The organism is Nocardia elegans NBRC 108235, assembly GCF_001612845.1.
Lineage (GTDB): Bacteria > Actinomycetota > Actinomycetes > Mycobacteriales > Mycobacteriaceae > Nocardia > Nocardia nova.
Genome location: NZ_BDBF01000047.1, coordinates 1 through 17,311, shown reverse-complemented (window position 1 = coordinate 17,311; position 17,311 = coordinate 1). Strand labels below are relative to the sequence as shown.

Below are 17,311 nucleotides of genomic sequence, written 5' to 3'. Positions count from 1 at the left end.
CGGACGGCGCCGTGGCGCGGGCCCGCCGTATTGCCCGCGACCACCACCAGACAGCCGCGCGGCGTGGAGGGGTCGCAGTAGGCGGCCGCGTTGTCGCGCAGCATCGCCTCGACGGCCGCGCGAGCGGTCGGCGCGGTCGCGAGCGCGCGGGCGGTGTATCCGCCTTCGGTGCGGCCGTAGAGTTCGACGGCTTCGCGGAACAGTTGCTCCTTACATCCGAAGGCGGCGTACAGACTGGGGGAATTGATCCCCATCGCGGACGTCAGATCGCTCATCGCGGCGCCTTCGTAGCCGTGTTCCCAGAACACTTCCATGGCGCGCCGCAGCGCGATGTCGCGATCGAATCCGCGCGGTCGTCCGCGTTCGGCCATCGAATCCTCTTTCTGTGTCGATCACTAAATATATCTCTTGACGACCGTCGACCGAGCTGCTTGTCTATTTCTGTATTGATCGACACAGAATTGGAGTGCACATGAGCGAGTCGACCACCGTGGCTCTCGTGACCGGAGGAAGCCGGGGCATCGGCGCCGCGATCGCGCGGCGCCTGGCCGCCGACGGCATGGATGTGGCGCTGACCTACCGCGGCGCGGCCCAGGCGGCCGAGGCGGTCGCCGCCGATATCCGGGGTCTCGGGCGGCGCGCGATCGCGGTGCAGGCCGACAGTGCCGATGCCGGGCAGGTCGCCGCGGCGGTCCATCGCACCGCCGCGGAACTGGGCGGGGTCGACATCCTGGTCAACAACGCGGGCATCTTCCCGGCCAAGCCGTTCACCGATTTCACCGTTGCCGAGATCGACGAGGCGCTGCACATCCATGCCCGGGCCGCTTTCGTCGCGGCGCAGGCCGCACTGGCGTACATGGATCGCGGCGGGCGCATCATCAGCATCGGGTCGAATCTGTCCGAACGCGCGTTGTTCGAGGGTTTGACGCTCTATAACCTCAGTAAATCCGCACTCAACGGATTCACCCGAGCCCTCGCGCGGGAACTGGGCCCGCGCGGGATCACGGTCAACCTGGTACAGCCGGGCTCGACCGACACCGATATGAATCCGGCCGCGTCGTCGCACGCCGAGAACCAGCTACGGCATTCGGCGCTCGGCCGCTTCGGCGAGGCCGACGACATCGCGGGTGTCGTCGCCTTCCTCGCCGGCCCGTCCGGTGCCCGCCTGACCGGTGCGACCCTCACCGTCGACGGCGGCACCAATGCGTGACATCCCGTCGTGCGGGCCGGTGAAAAACGTTGCGGGGTCGAGAGAATCGAGCGGTGTCCACCGCGCCGGCGGGGCGTCCGCCGCGCCGCTGTCCTCCGCGCCGCCGGACCGGTAGCCCTGCAGATCCAAGGACAGCCAAGGGTTCTCGTCCACGGCTCGGGCGAGGGCGTAGCAGCCGGCCAGCAGGTGCAGGCAGCGTGGGTTGCGGGCCGGACACGAGCAATCGGTCGCAGCGAGCCGCGGTATCGGGGCCAGGCCGGCGGCGGTGAGGGCGGCATGCACCTCATCGGTGAGCTGGACCAGCTGCGCGGGGATGTGCTCGGCCATGGCGCTCACCACGGACGCCGGAAGCGGTGCGATCTCCAGCAGCGTCACCGATGCCTGCCCGCCGCGATGGATGTGCGCCGAGACCGTGGTGCCGTCGATTGTCAGGTGAACGCCGCCGTTGCGGGCGATGCTGCGTGCGCGGGGCAGCAGCGGCTCGGGACGTGCCGTCCGGATCGGCTCCGCCAGCCGCACCCAGCCCATACCCCACGGCGTGTAACCGAATTCGTTGTCGGGCATGTCAATTGCCTCGCTTCCGGCGCAATACGGCGAGCAGGTGGTCGTCGTCCAACCGGGCCAGCCGGGCCACCGCCGAACGTCCGTCGCCGGCGCCGAGTCCAGCGAGCGCGGATTTGCGATCGTGCATGCCGGCGATATGTTCCTCGACGGTGGTGGCGCTGGTCAGTGTGGTGATCGTGACCGGGCGGGTCTGCCCGATGCGGTGCGCGCGGTCCGAGGCCTGTGCCTCGACCGCGGGATTCCACCAGCGGTCGAAGTGCACCACGTCCGCGGCGCGGGTCAGGGTCAGGCCGGTCCCGGCGGCCCGCAGGCTCAATATCAGGATCGGCGGGCCGTCGGCGCTCTGGAAAGCGGTGACGATCGCATCGCGCTCGCTCTGCGACAGACCGCCGTGGAACATCGGCGCCTCGACTCCGAATCGCTCGGTGCAGTGGCGTGCCAGCAACTCTCCGGTGCGCCGGTATTGGGTGAAAACCACTGTCGGGCAATCCAGTTCGAGGTTGTTTGCGAGGATATCGAAGCAGACGTCGAACTTTCCGCTGCGGCCGGTGAGTTCGTCGAGATCGCCGGTGACCAGCCCAGGATGGTTGCACACCTGCTTCAGGGCAGTCAGCGCGGCCAGTACGCGCGCGTTGCGTTCGGCGCCCACACCGAATCCGTCGGCCTCGGCGCGGTTCAGCAGCTCGTCGTAGAGGCGCTGTTGTTCCGCGGTGAGATCGCAGACCAGATCGGTGTGGATCTTCGGCGGCAAGGTCGCGGCCACCTGAACCTTGCGGCGGGCCAGCACGATCGGCTCGATGGTGTCGTGCAGTCGCCGCACGGCCGCGGCGGAACCCTCCTCGATGGGACGGACGAAGCGCCGCCGGAACTGCGCCTTGTGGGTGAACGCCGCGGGCGTGACCAGATTGAGCAGCGCCCACAGTTCGTCGAGATGGTTCTCCACGGGCGTGCCGGTCAGGGCGATCCGCGCTCGCGCGGACACGGCGCGCGCCGCGCGCGAGACCTGAGTGCGGGGATTCTTCAGCACTTGCGCCTCGTCGAATATCGCGGTGGCCCACTCGATATCGGCCAGTGCCGGTCCGTGGCCGCGCAGCGTCGGATATCCGGTGACGAGCACCGCATCGGGTCCGGGCTCGCCGAGTTCGCCGCCGCGCCAGGGGAGCGGGCGCAGTCCGGGCGCGAAGCGGGTGATCTCGTGTATCCAGTTGCCGACCAGCGAGGTCGGACAGACCACGAGTTGCGGGCCGGACTCGGCGCGTCCGAGGAGAAAGCCGATGGCCTGCACGGTCTTTCCCAGTCCCATTTCGTCGGCGAGCACCGCGCCGCCGTAGTCGGCGGTCGTCCGGTGCAGCCAGGAGATCCCGCGCGCCTGATAGGGCCGCAACCGCGCACGGAGTGGTTCGCGCAACGCCCGCGCGATGTCCTCGGTCTCGCGGTAGGCCCGCACCGCCCGGTCGGCGGAGACGATCGCGGTCGCCGCGGCATTGGGTACGGCGTGGGCGGCGGCGGGCAACAGCTCCGGCCCGCCGGCCTCGCGTGCGACGCGCTGCCAGGCCGACAGTGACGAACCGGCGCGGGCCACGTCGACCGCGTCGAGTTGACCGGCGTCGATGACCGCGCAGGTGACCTCGCTCACTCCCATCGTGGTGCCGTCGGGATCGGGGAGGGCGAGCCGAACGGTATCGCGCACACCGGGCGGCGGGGCTTCGGTCGCCGCGGCCCCCCAGTTCCACAGGGCGAACGCATGGCGGTCGGGCAGATAGGTGGCGTGTGTCGTGTGCAGAGGACCCTCGCTTATCTACGTATAGCGTACGAAGTATTATAACCCCGTACGGTGTAATGAGATTCCCGAGGAGTGTTGTGGCCCAGAAATCCGCCTCCGAGCGGGCGCGGCAGGTGATCGCCCTGCTGTGGCGTCGCGAACTTCCGGCCCGCCCGGGGGTGCGCGGGCCGAAGCAGACGGTCGAGGTGGACGAGGTGATTCGCACCGCGGTCCGGATCGCCGACCGCGACGGTTACGGCGCGGTATCCATCCGAGCGGTGGCGACGGCGCTCGGGCTGGGGCCGATGAGTCTCTATACCTACGTCCCGGACAAGCAGGCGCTGATCATCGCGATGGTCGACTGGGTGGCCGGCGAGGACGCGCCGCTCGACCTGTCCGCGCCCCTGCGCGAGCGTCTGGCGGCCATTGCTCGCGGTGTGCGCGCGGAACTGCTCACCCACCCGTGGCTACTGGAGGTACCGCCGTGGCGGCTGGATCTGGGTCCGGGTCGGCTGCGACGCTACGAACGGCAGCTGAGCGCGCTGGAAGGGTCGGGGCTGTCCGATGTCGATATGGACCGGACCATTGCCGCGCTGTCGGACTTCGCGACCGGCAATGCTCGCACGGCGGTCGCGGCCCGGCGCGGCGCCGAGGAGATGAGCGATGCGCGCTGGTGGGAGGCGTACGGGCCGGTGCTCACCGAGGCGATGACGGGGCAGTCGTTTCCGCTCGCGGAGCGGGTGGGCGCCGCGGCAGGGGAGCAGTATCAGGCGCCCGGAGATCCGGACGGCGCCTTCGAGTACGGACTTGGCCGCCTGCTGGACGGGTTGATATCCCGGCGCCTGTGATCGGAGGCGCTGTGATCCGAGACGCGAAAAAGGGCGGCCCGGAGGCCGCCCTTGGCTGACAGGGGACGTGAGGAGCCGGCCTTACAGTGCCGGTGCCGACTCGGTATCGATGACTGCCTCCAGTTCGCGCAGGCGATCCATGTGCTCGTTCGCGTGGTGCTGGCAGAAGAGCAACTCGCCACCGGCGGGAAGTGTCGCGCGCACGCGCGCGGCCGCACCGCAGCGGTCGCAACGATCGACCGCAGTCAGTGGGGTGCTTGTCAGTGTTCCTGGCATGACTCCTCCGTCCTGGCTCCCGGCGCAGAAAGCCGTTCGCCTGGTGTGGGGCCCGCGGTCCCTTCCGCGGGCTCGCTACCGCTACTTCCCAGCAGGGGCTGATGACTACTCTGTCAGACGTTCGGGACGGGGGCTTTGTTCCCGAAGATGTTTGTATGTGTTTTCCCTAACATGACCAGGTATTTCGCTGTGGGCGAACACCATGACCATCCTTGGGAACCTCGGTTCACCACCTGTGGTTCAACACTTCGGAAAAAGGCCGATCCAGTTGTCTGCTCGCAGATTACCCGCGCCCACCGACAATCAACCGCTCAATCAAACGTCCGCTTCGTTCCGTTCGGCGGGTCGCGCGCGCCACGCTGGGTATGGTGCAGCCGTGACTGCCGACAACGTTGCCCCCGCCGCCTCGAATACCGAAAACACCAACGGGCGCATGCTGGTTCATCTCTGTACGCCCGCGGAGTGGGAGCAGGCGCAGCGAATCGGCGAACGGGTGGCACCCTCGCTGGAGACCGAGGGGTTCCTTCATCTGTCCGCACCGCACCAGGTGCATCTGCCGGCGAACCGGTTGTTCGCCGGGCGCGACGATATGCTGCTGCTCTGGATCGACGTCACCCGCCTGAGCGCGCCGCTGCGCTGGGAGCCGGGCGTGGCCGAGGACCCGGGTTCGATGCGCTTTCCGCACCTCTACGGCCCGCTTCCCGTCACGGCGTTGGTGCGCACCAGTTACTATGGCCCTGATGAAAAAGGGACATTTCCGGCACTCACCGCGGATCCGGATCAGTGGCCGGCCTCTCGAAGTGCTTGATCTAGGCTGGATTTCGTGAACGTCGATGTGACACAGCTGCCCGGAATTGGCGTCCGTAAGGATTTCGAGGCACGGTCCGGGCGCCGGATCGGAGTTGTCGCGCATCGTGACGGTGGTATCGATCTCATCGTCTCCAAGCACGACGATCCCGACGACTGCGCCGCCCAGGTGCCGCTGACCGTCGACGAGGCGGCCGTACTCGCCAATCTGCTGGGCGCACCGCAGCTCGTGGAGAAGCTCAAGGACGATCATCGCGATCTGCCGGGCATCACCACCCGCCAGCTCCCGATCGGTGACGAATCGCCGTATTCGGGGCGTGCGCTCGGCGACACCCGCATACGCACCCGCACCAAGGCGTCCATCGTCGCCGTGATGCGGGCCGGGCAGATCTACCCCTCGCCCGGTCCGGACTTCGTGCTCGTGGCGGGCGACCTGCTGGTCGTGGTCGGAACCCCGCAGGGCCTCGACGAGGCGCTCGAGATTCTGACCGGCGGGTGAGCCGGTGGAGTCGACCGCACTAGCCCTGTTCGAGCTCGGAGCGGTCCTGTTCGCCCTCGGTGTCCTGGGGCGTGTCGCAGGGCGTTTCGGCATGTCCCCGATCCCGCTCTACCTCCTCGGCGGCCTGGCCTTCGGCGACGGCGGTGTGCTCACCGTCAAGGCCGCCACCGAATTCGGCCATCTCGCAGGCGAAATCGGCGTCGTGCTGCTGCTGTTGCTGCTCGGCCTGGAATACACCGCGCCGGAACTGGTCTCGGGCATGCGCAAGTCCTGGCTCGCGGGTCTGCTCGACATCGTGCTGAACGCCACGCCCGGCGCGGTGGTGGCGCTGCTGCTCGGCTGGGGGCCGACCGGCGCGATCACCCTGGCCGGCGTCACCTACATCTCGTCCTCCGGCATCGCGGCGAAGGTGCTCAACGACCTCGGACGGCTCGGTAACCGGGAGACGCCGGTCGTGCTGTCGGTTCTGGTGTTCGAGGATCTGGCGATGGCGATCTACCTGCCGATCCTGACCACCATCCTGGCCGGTGTCGGCTGGCTGGCCGGGCTACGGTCGTTGGCGCTCGCCCTGCTCGTGATCGCGATCGTGCTGGTCATCGCGCTGCGCTACGGGCGCTTCGTGTCCTCGATCGTGGACAGCAAGGATCGCGAGGTGTTCCTGCTGCAATTGCTGGGGGCCGCGCTGCTGGTCGCGGGCCTCGCCTCCGCGCTGAACGTCTCGGCCGCGGTCGGCGCGTTCCTGCTGGGTATCGCGATCTCCGGATCCACCGCGCAGAGCGCCGCGAAACTCCTGGAACCGCTGCGAGACCTGTTCGCCGCCATCTTCTTCGTGGCTTTCGGCCTCAACACCGATCCACACAAGATCCCGCAGGTCCTCGGCTGGGCGGTGCTGCTGGCCGTGGTCACCACGCTGACCAAGATCGGAACCGGCTGGTTCGCGGCCAAGCGGCAGGGCATCGGCCGTCTCGGTCGCGCGCGCGCCGGCGCCGCCCTGGTGGCCCGCGGTGAATTCTCGATCGTCATTGCGGGACTTGCCGTTTCGGTGGGTGCGGTACCGGGCAAGCTGGCGGCGTTGGCCTCGGCCTACGTCTTGCTGATGGCGATTATCGGTCCGGTCGCGGCCCGTGTGGTCGAACCCGTGGTGCGCTCAATGCAGCGTCGGCTCGCTCCGGCCGTCGGCTGAGGGCTCGTTCTCGCTCACCAGGGCTGCCGCGCGATGGTCGATCGGCCTGGGCGCGGTGTCGCCCGGTGCGCGGCGGGTTCCCGCGCGGCGCTGGTCGCGGATCCGCTCGAGCCGCCGCGACAACGCCACCGCGACCGCCCCGACCGCGAAGCCGATGAACAGCGCCGTCAGGTGGCCGTAGTCGGTGAACGTGCGCCCGTGCCAGGCGGCGAAGCCGAACCAGGCCAGCAATCCCACGCCCCACACGGCGCGGGGTGTGCCGCGCAGATGGAAGCTCAGCGCCGCCAGTACCGCGGTGAAACCGTAGGAGGACCCCACGTCGGAGGCCACCGCGAGGCGCAGCGGAATCAGCTCGTGGTGCACCGCGAAGGCGATGCCCGTGACCACGATCATCGAGGCGCCGACGTGGCCGCAGGCGAAGACCATGATCCAGCGCAACGTCCCCAGCCAGCGCTCGGCGAAGGCCATCACCGTCAGGAAGCCGATGATGATCACCCACGGAAATCCGCCGTCGGTCCAGAACGCAGACGCGACCAGCACCTGTACCGGCTCTCGGCGCATATTGTGCAGATTCGTCGAGGCCGACAGGATCAGCCGGTGCCCGGCGAAATCACTGATCCCGCGCAGCGTCCACCAGGTGACGAACAATGTGAACGCGTAGGCGCAGGAGGCCGGCGCACCGGCCAGATGGTCGTGGACCGCCTTCCCGGCCCGGTAGATCCGATCCGGGCCGTGCCACCAGTCCAGCAGTTGCCGGCGCCCGGTGTCGAGGTCGAGAGTCCGGGCCCACGGGGACCGGTAGTGATTCAAAGCGGAAGACGCCACGTATGCCAGTGTCGCCCGCGGCGGGCCGGTCCGCCCACCGACCCGCGCAATCCGGTGCCACAGGTTCGCCTCGCGGCGGTTTCCCGCCGGTGAGCTGTGCGGTCACCGCATTGCGCGGGCTCTCCCGACGGCGGCTAGCGGCGGTGCCGGTGTGTCTCCTCGCCGGGGTACTCCTCGCGAGCGAACGACCCGGTCGCCGGGGAGTCGGACTCGGTGCTGCTGGGCCAGTAACGGCTCGCGCGCTGCCCACGGATGCGCGACAGATCCGGCTCGTGGATATCGGTGATGCCGACCTGCAGAAACAGCACCAGCGTCACCATGCTGACGCCGATGATCAGCGGGGTCAGCAGCTGATTGGCTTGCGCCCCCGACGGTGCCTGCATGTGCTCGGCCATGTGGGCCTGCATGGCGTACATGCCGGTGTAGTGCATACCGCAGACCGCGACGCCCATGATCATCGCCGAACCGATGGTCGCGGGCAGTCCCTCGACGTGCAGCGCGAACCACAGCGCCGCGGTCGCCGCCACCACCGCGATCACGATGGAGACGAGGACCAGCCACGCGTCGTAGTGCATCGCGGCATCGGTCTTCATCGCGTACATGCCGGCGTAGTGCATCGCGGCCACACCCAGCCCGGTGACCGCCCCGCCGGTCAGCAGCGCCGAGGTGTCGCCCCGCCGGCGGATAACCAGCGACAGGCCGATCCAGACCACGACCACCGCGATCGCGGCGCTGATCAATGTGACCGGGATGTCGTAGCGAATGGTCGCCCCGTGGACCGAGAAACCCAGCATCGCGATGAAGTGCATGACCCAGACGCCCGTACCGCCCAGGGCGACGGCCGCGGTGACGACCCATCCGCGGTGCCCGGGGTTGGCCCGCGCGCGCACCATACAGCGCAACGCGAGCAACGAACCGATGACGGACATGACGTAGGCCAGTGTGGGTGTCAACCACCCGTAGGTGAACTGGTCGATCTGAAGCATGCGGACTCCTTGCCGAAAGTGCGTCACCGCATCCCCATGCCGGTGACCGTCCGCACATTAGCGATATACTCGCAGGTAGTAAATTTCCCGAACGTTAGTCCTGGAAAATAGCTGCTGTTTGCCGGAGCGCGAGGCCAGTTCGCGTCGCGTGTCCGTGGATCAAGGTCCGATCGCCGCGAGTGTTCAGGGGACTCGACCGCCGCGCGGCTTCCGCTACCTCACAGCAGCGGGGGTGGGCGCAGATCCAGGCGGCGCATCACCCGGTCCACCAGATCCGGCGGCATACCCGGTTCGCGCCGGGCGGCCAGCGCCGCACCGCGGCCGGCGTCGAGGACGTCGTTGCTGATCGTGCGCAATTTGCCGGTCAGCCGCATGGCGTGCTCGACGGTCTTGGTGCCGTCGGCGGCCTGGGCCGCTTCCGGGTCGGCGCGCATCAACCGGCGTTCCACGCTGTCGCGCAGCCGCTGATACACCTCGTCGGGCAGATCCTCGTTGTCGGCGATCTCCTCCAGTCGGGCCAGTTCCGCGCGCAGGATCCGCGTCCACAGCCGTCGCTCCATGGCTCGCTCGACCTCGGTATCGGCCTTCACCCCGGTCCAGCGAGCGACCAGAGGCAGCGTGGGGCCCTGCAGCAGCAGCGTGAACAGCACCACGACGAACGCGATGAACAGGACCTCGGTGCGGCCGGGGAAGTCCGCGCCCGAATCGGTGGTCAGCGGCAACGCCAGCGCCAGCGCGACGGTCACCACGCCGCGCATGCCGGCCCACCAGGTGACCACGGTTTCGCGCCAGGTGTACGGCTCGTCCACCCGTCGGCGCCGCCACCATCCGCGAAACAGCGCGGTACTGGCGAGCAGCCACAGCACCCGCAGGGCTACCACCACGCCGACCACCGCGGCCGCCCCGCCGAGCAGGCGCGGCCAGTTCGGACCGGTGGTGGCGAGCACCGTGCTCAACTCCAGGCCCACCAGTCCGAAGGCGAATCCCGTGACCAGCATGTCGATCACGTCCCAGAACGAATCGCCGACGATCCGGTATCCCACATCGCTGAAATCCGCTGCGGCATCGGTGAGATACAGCGCGCACACCAGGACCGCGAGCACCGCCGAACCGTGTGCGGCCTCGGCGATCCCGTAAGCGGCGAACGGCAGTAGCAAGCCGAGAGCAACCTGCCACGGCGCCTCCGTCAGCCGCCGCATCAGGGCACTGCCGGCCCAGCCGAGCGCGAGCCCGACCGCCACCGCCACCACCGCCGAGACCACGAAGTCGATCGCGGTCCGCCAGGCGGAGAATTGCCCGGTCACCACGGCCTGCACCGCGACGTCGTAGATCACCACCGCGGTCACGTCGTTGAACAGGCCCTCACCCTCGAGTACCGCCACCAGACGCCGCGGCAGGCCCAGCCGGTTCGCCATCGCGCTCACCGCCACCGGGTCCGGCGGCGCCACCACCGCGCCCAGGGCGAATGCCGTGCCCACCGGCAGCGCCGGATACCAGAGGTGGAAGATCGCGGCGACCGCGGCCGCGGTGGCCACCACCAGACCGACCGCTCGCAACAGGATCGCCCCCGCGTTGGACGCGAACTGCTGCCAGGAGGTGCGCCGCGCCGAGGCGTAGAGCAGCGGCGGCAGGACCAGCGGGAGGATCAGCTCAGGCGCCAGCGCGATATTCGGCACGAACGGCAGCACCGCCATGACGAGCCCGAAGACCGTCATCAGCACCGCGGGCGCCAAACCGAGCCGCCGGCCCAGCGGCTGCGCCAGGATCGTCGCGAACGCCAGCACGAAAACCAACACCAACTGATCCACGACAGCCCACCCTATGGGGCCGTCGCGGCAATACCCCGGACATAACGACGATGCCGCCGAGGCGGAACCTCGGCGGCATCATCGGAAATTCGAATATCAGTCCAGGTAGTCGCGCAACACCTGGGACCGGCTGGGGTGGCGCAACTTGCTCATCGTCTTCGACTCGATCTGGCGGATGCGCTCACGGGTGACCCCGTAGACCTGGCCGATCTCGTCGAGGGTGCGCGGCTGGCCGTCGGTGAGACCGAAGCGCAGCCGGACCACGCCCGCCTCACGCTCGGACAAGGTTTCCAGCACCGACTGCAGCTGATCCTGCAGCAGGGTGAAGCTCACCGCGTCGACCGCGACGACCGCCTCGGAATCCTCGATGAAGTCGCCCAGCTGGGAATCGCCCTCGTCACCGATGGTCTGGTCCAGCGAGATGGGCTCACGCGCGTACTGCTGGATCTCGAGGACCTTCTCCGGCGTGATGTCCATTTCCTTGGCGAGTTCTTCGGGCGTGGGCTCGCGGCCCAGGTCCTGCAGCAGCTCGCGCTGGATGCGGCCCAGCTTGTTGATGACCTCGACCATGTGCACCGGAATACGGATGGTGCGGGCCTGGTCGGCCATCGCGCGGGTGATGGCCTGCCGGATCCACCAGGTGGCGTACGTGGAGAACTTGTAGCCCTTGGTGTAATCGAACTTCTCCACCGCGCGGATCAGACCCAGGTTGCCCTCCTGGATCAGGTCCAGGAATGCCATGCCGCGGCCGGTGTAGCGCTTGGCCAGCGAGACGACCAGACGCAGGTTGGCCTCGAGCAGGTGGTTCTTGGCGCGGTTGCCGTCGCGCATGATCCACTGCAGATCGCGGCGGGTGGCCACCGGCAGCTTCTCGCCCTTGTCGGCGAATTCGCGCAGCTTCTCGGTGGCGTAGAGACCGGCCTCGATCCGCTTGGCGAGTTCGACCTCCTCCTCCGCGTTGAGCAGCGCGACCTTGCCGATCTGCTTGAGGTAGGCGCGCACCGAGTCCGCTGACGCCGTGAGCTCGGCATCCTTGCGGGCCTGGCGCAGGGCCTCGGATTCCTCTTCGTCCCAGACGAAATCACCGGAGGCCTTGTCCTTCTCCGAGGGCTCGTCGGCTTCCTCGTCCTCGGCTTCGGCCTCTTCTTCGGCGGCATCTTCGACCAGATCTTCGCCGTCGTCGCTCAGATCGTCCTCGGAGACCTCCAGGTCACCGAGGTCGTCGAGTTCCAGCGACTCGTCGTCGAGATGCTCGTCGGCTTCGTTGTCCGCGCCAGGGGCCGCCTTCTTCGTGGTGGCCTTCTTGGCGGGCGCTTTCTTTGCAGCCTTGGCTCCCGCTTTCTTGGCGGGGGCCTTCTTCGCGGCGACCTTCTTGGCCGGGGCCTTCTTCGCGGCAGCCTTGCGGACCGGCCGTGCTGCGGTGCCTTCTGCGGAGTCGGCGGCGTCGGCCGATTCGGCGGTCTGTCGGGTATTCGTGGCTACCACGTACGCCCTTTCGTGACGGTCTCGTGCGGCGTCACGCCAGAGTAATCATCCGGCGGAGCGGTTCTGTCGGGGTTGAACCCGGCTCTACGTGCCGGGGTTGTTTTCCGGCTCACCGCCGGTCTCGTTCCATTGTAACTATCGGCAACGAGTGCTCACGGCGCGATCCCGCTATCCACGGCCATCGCGGCGCCCACGATACCCGCGGTGTTGCGGAGATGGGCGGCCGCGACCGGAGTCCGATTGGCCAGCAACGGGATCCAGTGCTCGGCATCGCGGCTGATCCCGCCGCCGGCGACGAAGACCGTCGGCCAGAACAGGTCCTCCAGGGTGACCAGTACCTTCGTCACCTCGGCGGCCCACTCCTTGTACGACAGATTCTTTCGTTCCTTCACCGACGACGCGGCCCGGTGCTCGGCCTCCTTGCCGTGCACCTCGATGTGGCCCAGTTCGGTGTTGGGAACCAGGACGCCGTGGTTCAGCAGCGCCGAGCCGATACCGGTGCCGAACGTCAACAGCATCACCAAGCCGTCGATGTTGCGGGCCGCGCCGTAGCGGTCCTCGGCCAGGCCCGCGGCGTCGGCGTCGTTGAGCACCACGACGTCGCGCCCGCCCAGCGCCAGCGAGAACAGCTGACGCGCGTCGGTGTCGATCCAGCTCTTGTCGATGTTGGCGGCGGTGCGGGCGATGCCGTTGACCACCACGCTGGGCAGGGTGAGCCCGACCGGGCCGTCCCAGTCGGCCTGGGTGACGAGTTTGGCGACGGTTTCGGCGATGGCGTTCGGGGTGGCCGGGTGGGGCGTGGAGATCTTGATCCGTTCGTGGGCGAGGTCGCCGGTGGCGAGGTCGACGACCGCGCCCTTCACCCCGCTACCCCCGATATCGATTCCGAATGCTTGCCCCCGAGCGGACATCGCGAACTCCTCGTTCCCTGTGGTCTAGGCCGATGAAGGTGCCAGCGGCACGTTACACCGCGCGACGCGCCCGTGGCCGCGACCGCGCGGATGCGAGTCCGGGCGGATCTGTGGTCGGATGGAAACCGTGCCCGAGACGAATTCACCCGCCGACATCGCGGAAGCGCCCGTCCTCGACCCTGCCGAAATCGCCGAGTTACGCCGTGTTTCAGTCTATCTGGCCGAGACCGCGGCGGCACATGTCCGCCGCCGCCGTCCCGAGGTGTTCGGCCCGGGGCGCACCGAGGACGACTCGGTCCGCACCAAATCGACGCCCACTGATCCGGTCACCGTGGTCGACACCGAAGCCGAGCAGCTGATCCGGTCGTCGCTGGCCGAGACGCGCCCGGGGGAGAGGGTCCTCGGTGAGGAGGGCGGTGGCAGCCTCGGCGCCGCGGGCGAGATCGCGTGGGTGGTCGATCCGATCGACGGCACGGTCAACTTCGTGTACGGCATCCCGGCCTACGCGGTATCGGTGGCCGCGATGCGCGGCGGCCGTTCGCTGGCCGGTGCCGTCGTCGACGTGGCCGGTGGGGTGACCTACAGCGCCGGACTGGGCGCGGGTGCCACCCTGGCCGGCGGCGACGAGGAGCCGATCACGTTGCGCTGCAACGATATCGACTCCGTCCGGCTGGCTCTGGTGGCCACCGGCTTCGGCTACGGCGCGGCGCGACGGGAACGGCAGGGCGAACTCGTGGCGCAGCTGCTGCCGAAAGTCCGCGACATCCGCCGGATCGGCTCCGCCGCCCTGGACCTCTGCATGGTGGCGGCGGGTCGCGTGGACGCCCACTACGAGCACGGCCTCAATCCGTGGGACTGGGCCGCCGGAGCCCTGATCGCGGCCGAGGCGGGCGCCGTACTGCGGCTGCCCGGCGCGGACTCCACCGGCGCGCAGGGGGAGCTGACCGTGGCCGCCGCCGCGGGCATCGCCGACGAACTCGCCGACCTGTTCGACCGGCTCGGTGTCGCCGCGCCCATCCCGGAGCAGTGAGCGCGGCTCGGCTTCAGCAGCGGGCGGTGCGGGCGGCCTGCAGCAGCGCCGAATCGACGTCCGGGCCGTTGGGCGCCGGATTCTTCAAGGCGCGCAACACCTCCTCGGCATCGGTGCTCGGCTGCAGATCGTTGCCGAACAGCGTGCCCAGGGCCAGGTCGACGGTGTCGTCGGTGCGCTGATCCTCGATCAGCTCCGCGCACGGCGCGACGAGCTGGACGGCCGCCGCGGCCGGGCGACCGCTCACGCCGTAGCGGATCTGGCCGGTGCAGACCAGGTCGCCGTTCAGGTAGACCGGATCGTTGCCGAACACGGGGGCCGGCGGGCTGGCGAAGCCGTAGTCACCGAGCTTGGACGCGATGTGCTCGGCCAGGCCGCGCTGGCCGGAACCGTTGAGCACCCGCACCTTGGCCTGGGCCAGCGGCGCCGGCTCCACATCGTGCAGTCGCGACGGGGACACCACCTCGCCCAGCGGCGCGGGCTGCGGGGAGTTCGCATCCGTGGCGGGGGCCGGCGAATTGCAGGCCATCGCGGTATGGGTGGTGTCGGCGGTGGTCAGCGCCTTGATCCACACGACTGCGCAGATGAGGGCGAGAACCGCGATAAGTGCGACCCACGGCTGGTAGCGGCGCCGCAGGAACGGACGGCCCTTGTTGTCGACCGCGCTGCCTTCGGTGATCAGTGAAACCACACGCACACCTTACGAGTTGGTGGTCGACAGTCGCGCACGCGGACACCTGCGCGCCGGTTCGCCGCGGAAACAGGCAGCTACGACGACGCCGGATATCGGGATGGTAACGATCGGCGCGGCCGCCCGGGTCGCGATCGGGTCACGGGCCGGGGCGCCGCCGAGCACGAAGCGATGGCGTATCGCCACAACCGTGCTGTCGCAGTGACGATTACCCGTCGGTTTCGACTCGCTCGAGTTTTGATTGCGACTTTTGCCCCGGCGTCCGCTATTGTCTGGCGGCCCGATACGAATCGGCTGATGTGAATCAGGGAAGCGATTTCGGGAACAACCAGGGCATGTCCTGCGTTGACCGAGCGCGATCCGGTATGGATCAGGGTGATCCGGCCGGGCGGCGAGCGGTGTACACGTGACGTACACCACGGCGGGGCGGCATCGCCGGCGATTCCGACAGGGATCGACGTTCGGCGGAGCCGGTCCGGGATATACGGAGTAAGGACGAGGGGAAGACGACATGGCAACCGACTATGACGCACCTAGGCGCAGTGAATCCGACGAAGTGTCGGAGGACTCGCTCGAGGAGCTGAAGGCTCGTCGCAACGAGGCCGCGTCCGCCGTCGTGGATATCGACGAATCCGATACCGCGGAGTCGTTCGAGCTTCCCGGCGCGGATCTGTCCGAGGAGGTGCTCTCGGTCCGGGTGATCCCGAAGCAGGCCGACGAGTTCACCTGCTCGAGCTGCTTCCTGGTTCACCACCGCAGCAGACTCGCCAGCGAGGCCGGCGGGCAGATGATCTGCATGGATTGCGCGGCCTGAGCGGATCCGTGCGGCCGCAGCGGATCAGTTCCGCGGGTAGCTGAAAGAAACGACGACAGACAGCCCGGCAGGTCCCGTCAGCCCGCGCTCGGCACGCCGAGCGCGGCCAGTACCTGCTCGGGTTTACGCGTGCTGATCAGCCAGTACGGAGCGGGGTCGTCCGGATCGTCGAGGACGAGCAGGACCATAGGCCCGATCCAGGGTCGATGCTGGACGAACGCGGCCGGGTCGAGCTGACGACCCAGTGCCGCGCTTTTCGCGCTGGCCGGTACGGGTACCGCCCGGGATACATACGTTACCGGTAGATGGGCCCGGTCCGCGCGCAATTCGAGGATGCCGTCGGCATCCGGTGCCACCTCGACCCGGTGGCGGCTCACCCAGAGCAGCGCCCAGACGGGCACCGGGAACAGCAGCACATACGGCAGCCACGCTCGGATACCCGGCGCTCCCATATGGATTTCGGCGGCCAGCAGACCGGTCACCGCCAGCGCCACCGGCCACCACCACAGCGGAACCCACAGCCGTTCGGAATAGACCGCGGCGGGGGTGTCGGCGTTCGCGCGCGCCGGGGACTCGTGGGGAGGTACTGCGTGGGACTGGTCGGACACCACATCATGCTAGGTCAGGCCGACATATTCGCTGTCGGCGGGAGCCGGTCCGGGCTGTCCGCGACCGCGGCCGCTCGGCGCCGCCACATCGGAGCCCGGCGCTCCCACGGCCCGGCCGCCGGACGCGTAGGCTCGCTGGACGTGACCGGACTTGCACCCATACCTCTGCTGCGGCTCGATCCCGGCGTCCCGGTGCCCACGCGCGCGCACCCGGGCGATGCCGGAGTGGATTTGTGCACCACCGAAGACGTCATCCTGGAGCCGGGCGAGCGGGTGCTCGTCGGCACCGGAATCGCCGTCGCGTTGCCGGAGGGCACCGTCGGCCTCATTCATCCCCGGTCGGGGCTGGCCGCCAAGACGGGTCTGTCCGTCGTCAACACGCCGGGCACGGTCGACGCCGGATACCGGGGCGAGATCAAGGTCTGCCTGATCAATCACGACCCGCGCACGGCGATTCAGTTGCGCCGCGGCGATCGGATCGCACAATTGCTGGTGCAGCGTGTGGAACTGGTGGATTTCGTGGAGGTCGACCAGCTCGACGAAACAGCGCGCGGCGCAGGCGGTTACGGGTCGAGCGGCGGACACCACAGTCTGTCGCCGCAATCCGGCGGGGCGGGCCGCGCCGGAGGGGAGGTATGAACATGTTCGGCCGTGGAGATCATCGATCCGATCATGACTCCGAGCGGGACGACACCGGCTATGGCGATTCCTATTACGACGAGGGATACGCCGAAGGCGGCTACCGGACCGGTACGCACCGGGCACCGGACCTGGGGGACGACGGAGTCTACGGCGAATCCGCCTATGGCCCCGGCTATTCCGAGCCGGACTACCCGGCCGGGCCGGGCGCGGAAGCTGCGGGCGGGCGCACCGGGCGGCACGGCCGCGCGGAGCCGGACCATGGTATGACTCCGCCCGGGTACGGGACGCCGGGACGTCCGGCTGCGCCGTATCCCGGTGCGCGGCCCGACCCGTACGAGACGGGCGCGCACGCACGAATGCCG

General features: G+C 68.7%; 18 protein-coding genes and 1 pseudogene. 9 read left to right on the top strand and 10 right to left on the bottom strand.

The features are described 5' to 3' along the window. The coding region (locus tag NE2_RS27750) for a TetR/AcrR family transcriptional regulator (protein WP_157110974.1) at positions 1 to 371 on the bottom strand (371 nt) is incomplete at its 3' end. A 101-nt stretch (positions 372 to 472) separates the two neighbouring features. On the opposite strand from NE2_RS27750, the gene NE2_RS27745 reads away from it, so the two are divergent. Next, on the top strand, positions 473 to 1,210 hold the full coding sequence (locus NE2_RS27745) for an SDR family oxidoreductase (protein ID WP_063030835.1): 738 nt from the start codon (positions 473 to 475) through the stop codon (positions 1,208 to 1,210). Between the two features lie 565 nt (positions 1,211 to 1,775). On the opposite strand, the gene NE2_RS27735 is transcribed toward NE2_RS27745, so the two are convergent. After that, on the bottom strand, positions 1,776 to 3,416 hold the full coding sequence (locus tag NE2_RS27735; RefSeq protein ID WP_218018680.1) for a DEAD/DEAH box helicase: 1,641 nt from the start codon (positions 3,414 to 3,416) through the stop codon (positions 1,776 to 1,778). Between the two features lie 197 nt (positions 3,417 to 3,613). Here NE2_RS27735 and NE2_RS27730 point away from each other — a divergent pair, with 197 nt between their 5' ends. Further along, on the top strand, positions 3,614 to 4,384 hold the full coding sequence (locus tag NE2_RS27730; protein WP_063030831.1) for a TetR/AcrR family transcriptional regulator: 771 nt from the start codon (positions 3,614 to 3,616) through the stop codon (positions 4,382 to 4,384). A gap of 81 nt (positions 4,385 to 4,465) precedes the next feature. Here the strand turns inward: NE2_RS27730 and NE2_RS27725 are convergent, their stop codons facing one another. Continuing rightward, the gene (locus NE2_RS27725) at positions 4,466 to 4,660 is read right to left on the bottom strand and encodes a DUF7455 domain-containing protein (RefSeq protein ID WP_033087939.1); all 195 of its coding nucleotides are present in this window, start codon (positions 4,658 to 4,660) and stop codon (positions 4,466 to 4,468) included. Positions 4,661 to 5,093: 433 nt separating this feature from the next. On the opposite strand from NE2_RS27725, the gene NE2_RS27720 reads away from it, so the two are divergent. From NE2_RS27720 to NE2_RS27710, 3 genes are read left to right on the top strand one after another with little or no spacing between them, the layout of a single operon-like run. Then, on the top strand, positions 5,094 to 5,468 hold the full coding sequence (locus NE2_RS27720; protein WP_063030839.1) for a DUF952 domain-containing protein: 375 nt from the start codon (positions 5,094 to 5,096) through the stop codon (positions 5,466 to 5,468). A 15-nt stretch (positions 5,469 to 5,483) separates the two neighbouring features. Next, on the top strand, positions 5,484 to 5,966 hold the full coding sequence (locus NE2_RS27715; RefSeq protein WP_036503064.1) for a cation:proton antiporter regulatory subunit: 483 nt from the start codon (positions 5,484 to 5,486) through the stop codon (positions 5,964 to 5,966). A gap of 4 nt (positions 5,967 to 5,970) precedes the next feature. Then, positions 5,971 to 7,149: a cation:proton antiporter gene (locus NE2_RS27710; protein ID WP_063030829.1), complete on the top strand. Its 1,179-nt coding sequence runs from the start codon at positions 5,971 to 5,973 to the stop codon at positions 7,147 to 7,149. On the opposite strand, the gene NE2_RS27705 is transcribed toward NE2_RS27710, so the two are convergent. The 5 genes from NE2_RS27705 to ppgK form a co-directional block, all read right to left on the bottom strand. Next, positions 7,114 to 7,974 carry a rhomboid-like protein gene (locus tag NE2_RS27705; protein ID WP_063030827.1) on the bottom strand — a complete coding sequence of 287 codons (861 nt, stop codon included), beginning with the start codon at positions 7,972 to 7,974 and terminating at the stop codon, positions 7,114 to 7,116. The two genes, NE2_RS27710 and NE2_RS27705, sit on opposite strands and share 36 nt — an antisense overlap. Before the next feature lie 134 nt (positions 7,975 to 8,108). Further along, positions 8,109 to 8,960 carry an MHYT domain-containing protein gene (locus tag NE2_RS27700; protein ID WP_063909501.1) on the bottom strand — a complete coding sequence of 284 codons (852 nt, stop codon included), beginning with the start codon at positions 8,958 to 8,960 and terminating at the stop codon, positions 8,109 to 8,111. 218 nt (positions 8,961 to 9,178) lie between these two features. Beyond that, on the bottom strand, positions 9,179 to 10,768 hold the full coding sequence (locus tag NE2_RS27695) for a Na+/H+ antiporter (RefSeq protein ID WP_063030825.1): 1,590 nt from the start codon (positions 10,766 to 10,768) through the stop codon (positions 9,179 to 9,181). A gap of 96 nt (positions 10,769 to 10,864) precedes the next feature. Next, positions 10,865 to 12,253 carry an RNA polymerase sigma factor gene (locus NE2_RS27690; RefSeq protein WP_063030823.1) on the bottom strand — a complete coding sequence of 463 codons (1,389 nt, stop codon included), beginning with the start codon at positions 12,251 to 12,253 and terminating at the stop codon, positions 10,865 to 10,867. A gap of 152 nt (positions 12,254 to 12,405) precedes the next feature. Next, on the bottom strand, positions 12,406 to 13,164 hold the full coding sequence (ppgK, locus tag NE2_RS27685) for a polyphosphate--glucose phosphotransferase (protein WP_030517222.1): 759 nt from the start codon (positions 13,162 to 13,164) through the stop codon (positions 12,406 to 12,408). A gap of 118 nt (positions 13,165 to 13,282) precedes the next feature. Here ppgK and NE2_RS27680 point away from each other — a divergent pair, with 118 nt between their 5' ends. Beyond that, positions 13,283 to 14,194, top strand: a complete 912-nt coding sequence (locus tag NE2_RS27680; protein WP_063030821.1) for an inositol monophosphatase family protein — start codon at positions 13,283 to 13,285, stop codon at positions 14,192 to 14,194. A 13-nt stretch (positions 14,195 to 14,207) separates the two neighbouring features. Here NE2_RS27680 and cei read toward each other — a convergent pair whose 3' ends face one another. Then, positions 14,208 to 14,885 carry an envelope integrity protein Cei gene (gene cei, locus NE2_RS27675; protein WP_063030837.1) on the bottom strand — a complete coding sequence of 226 codons (678 nt, stop codon included), beginning with the start codon at positions 14,883 to 14,885 and terminating at the stop codon, positions 14,208 to 14,210. A 511-nt stretch (positions 14,886 to 15,396) separates the two neighbouring features. Here cei and NE2_RS27670 point away from each other — a divergent pair. After that, positions 15,397 to 15,699: a DUF4193 domain-containing protein gene (locus NE2_RS27670; protein ID WP_025351469.1), complete on the top strand. Its 303-nt coding sequence runs from the start codon at positions 15,397 to 15,399 to the stop codon at positions 15,697 to 15,699. 77 nt (positions 15,700 to 15,776) lie between these two features. On the opposite strand, the gene NE2_RS27665 is transcribed toward NE2_RS27670, so the two are convergent. Next, on the bottom strand, positions 15,777 to 16,307 hold the full coding sequence (locus tag NE2_RS27665; RefSeq protein ID WP_084494374.1) for a DUF3093 domain-containing protein: 531 nt from the start codon (positions 16,305 to 16,307) through the stop codon (positions 15,777 to 15,779). A gap of 141 nt (positions 16,308 to 16,448) precedes the next feature. On the opposite strand from NE2_RS27665, the gene dut reads away from it, so the two are divergent. Then, a complete protein-coding gene (dut, locus tag NE2_RS27660) occupies positions 16,449 to 16,946 on the top strand; it encodes a dUTP diphosphatase (RefSeq protein WP_030517218.1) in 498 nt (165 codons plus the stop codon). A gap of 2 nt (positions 16,947 to 16,948) precedes the next feature. Continuing rightward, a pseudogene (locus tag NE2_RS36765) lies at positions 16,949 to 17,311 on the top strand (hypothetical protein); the annotation flags it as partial.

Bases quoted from the DNA above. Each gene is read 5' to 3' on its own strand.
- NE2_RS27700 (WP_063909501.1), bottom strand. From the start codon at position 8,960: ATGCTTCAGATCGACCAGTTCACCTACGGGTGGTTGACACCCACACTG.
- ppgK (WP_030517222.1), bottom strand. From the start codon at position 13,164: ATGTCCGCTCGGGGGCAAGCATTCGGAATCGATATCGGGGGTAGCGGG.
- NE2_RS27735 (WP_218018680.1), bottom strand. From the start codon at position 3,416: ATGGGAGTGAGCGAGGTCACCTGCGCGGTCATCGACGCCGGTCAACTC.
- NE2_RS27725 (WP_033087939.1), bottom strand. From the start codon at position 4,660: ATGCCAGGAACACTGACAAGCACCCCACTGACTGCGGTCGATCGTTGC.
- NE2_RS27745 (WP_063030835.1), top strand. From the start codon at position 473: ATGAGCGAGTCGACCACCGTGGCTCTCGTGACCGGAGGAAGCCGGGGC.
- NE2_RS27730 (WP_063030831.1), top strand. From the start codon at position 3,614: ATGAGATTCCCGAGGAGTGTTGTGGCCCAGAAATCCGCCTCCGAGCGG.
- NE2_RS27670 (WP_025351469.1), top strand. From the start codon at position 15,397: ATGGCAACCGACTATGACGCACCTAGGCGCAGTGAATCCGACGAAGTG.
- NE2_RS27680 (WP_063030821.1), top strand. From the start codon at position 13,283: ATGGAAACCGTGCCCGAGACGAATTCACCCGCCGACATCGCGGAAGCG.
- NE2_RS27720 (WP_063030839.1), top strand. From the start codon at position 5,094: ATGCTGGTTCATCTCTGTACGCCCGCGGAGTGGGAGCAGGCGCAGCGA.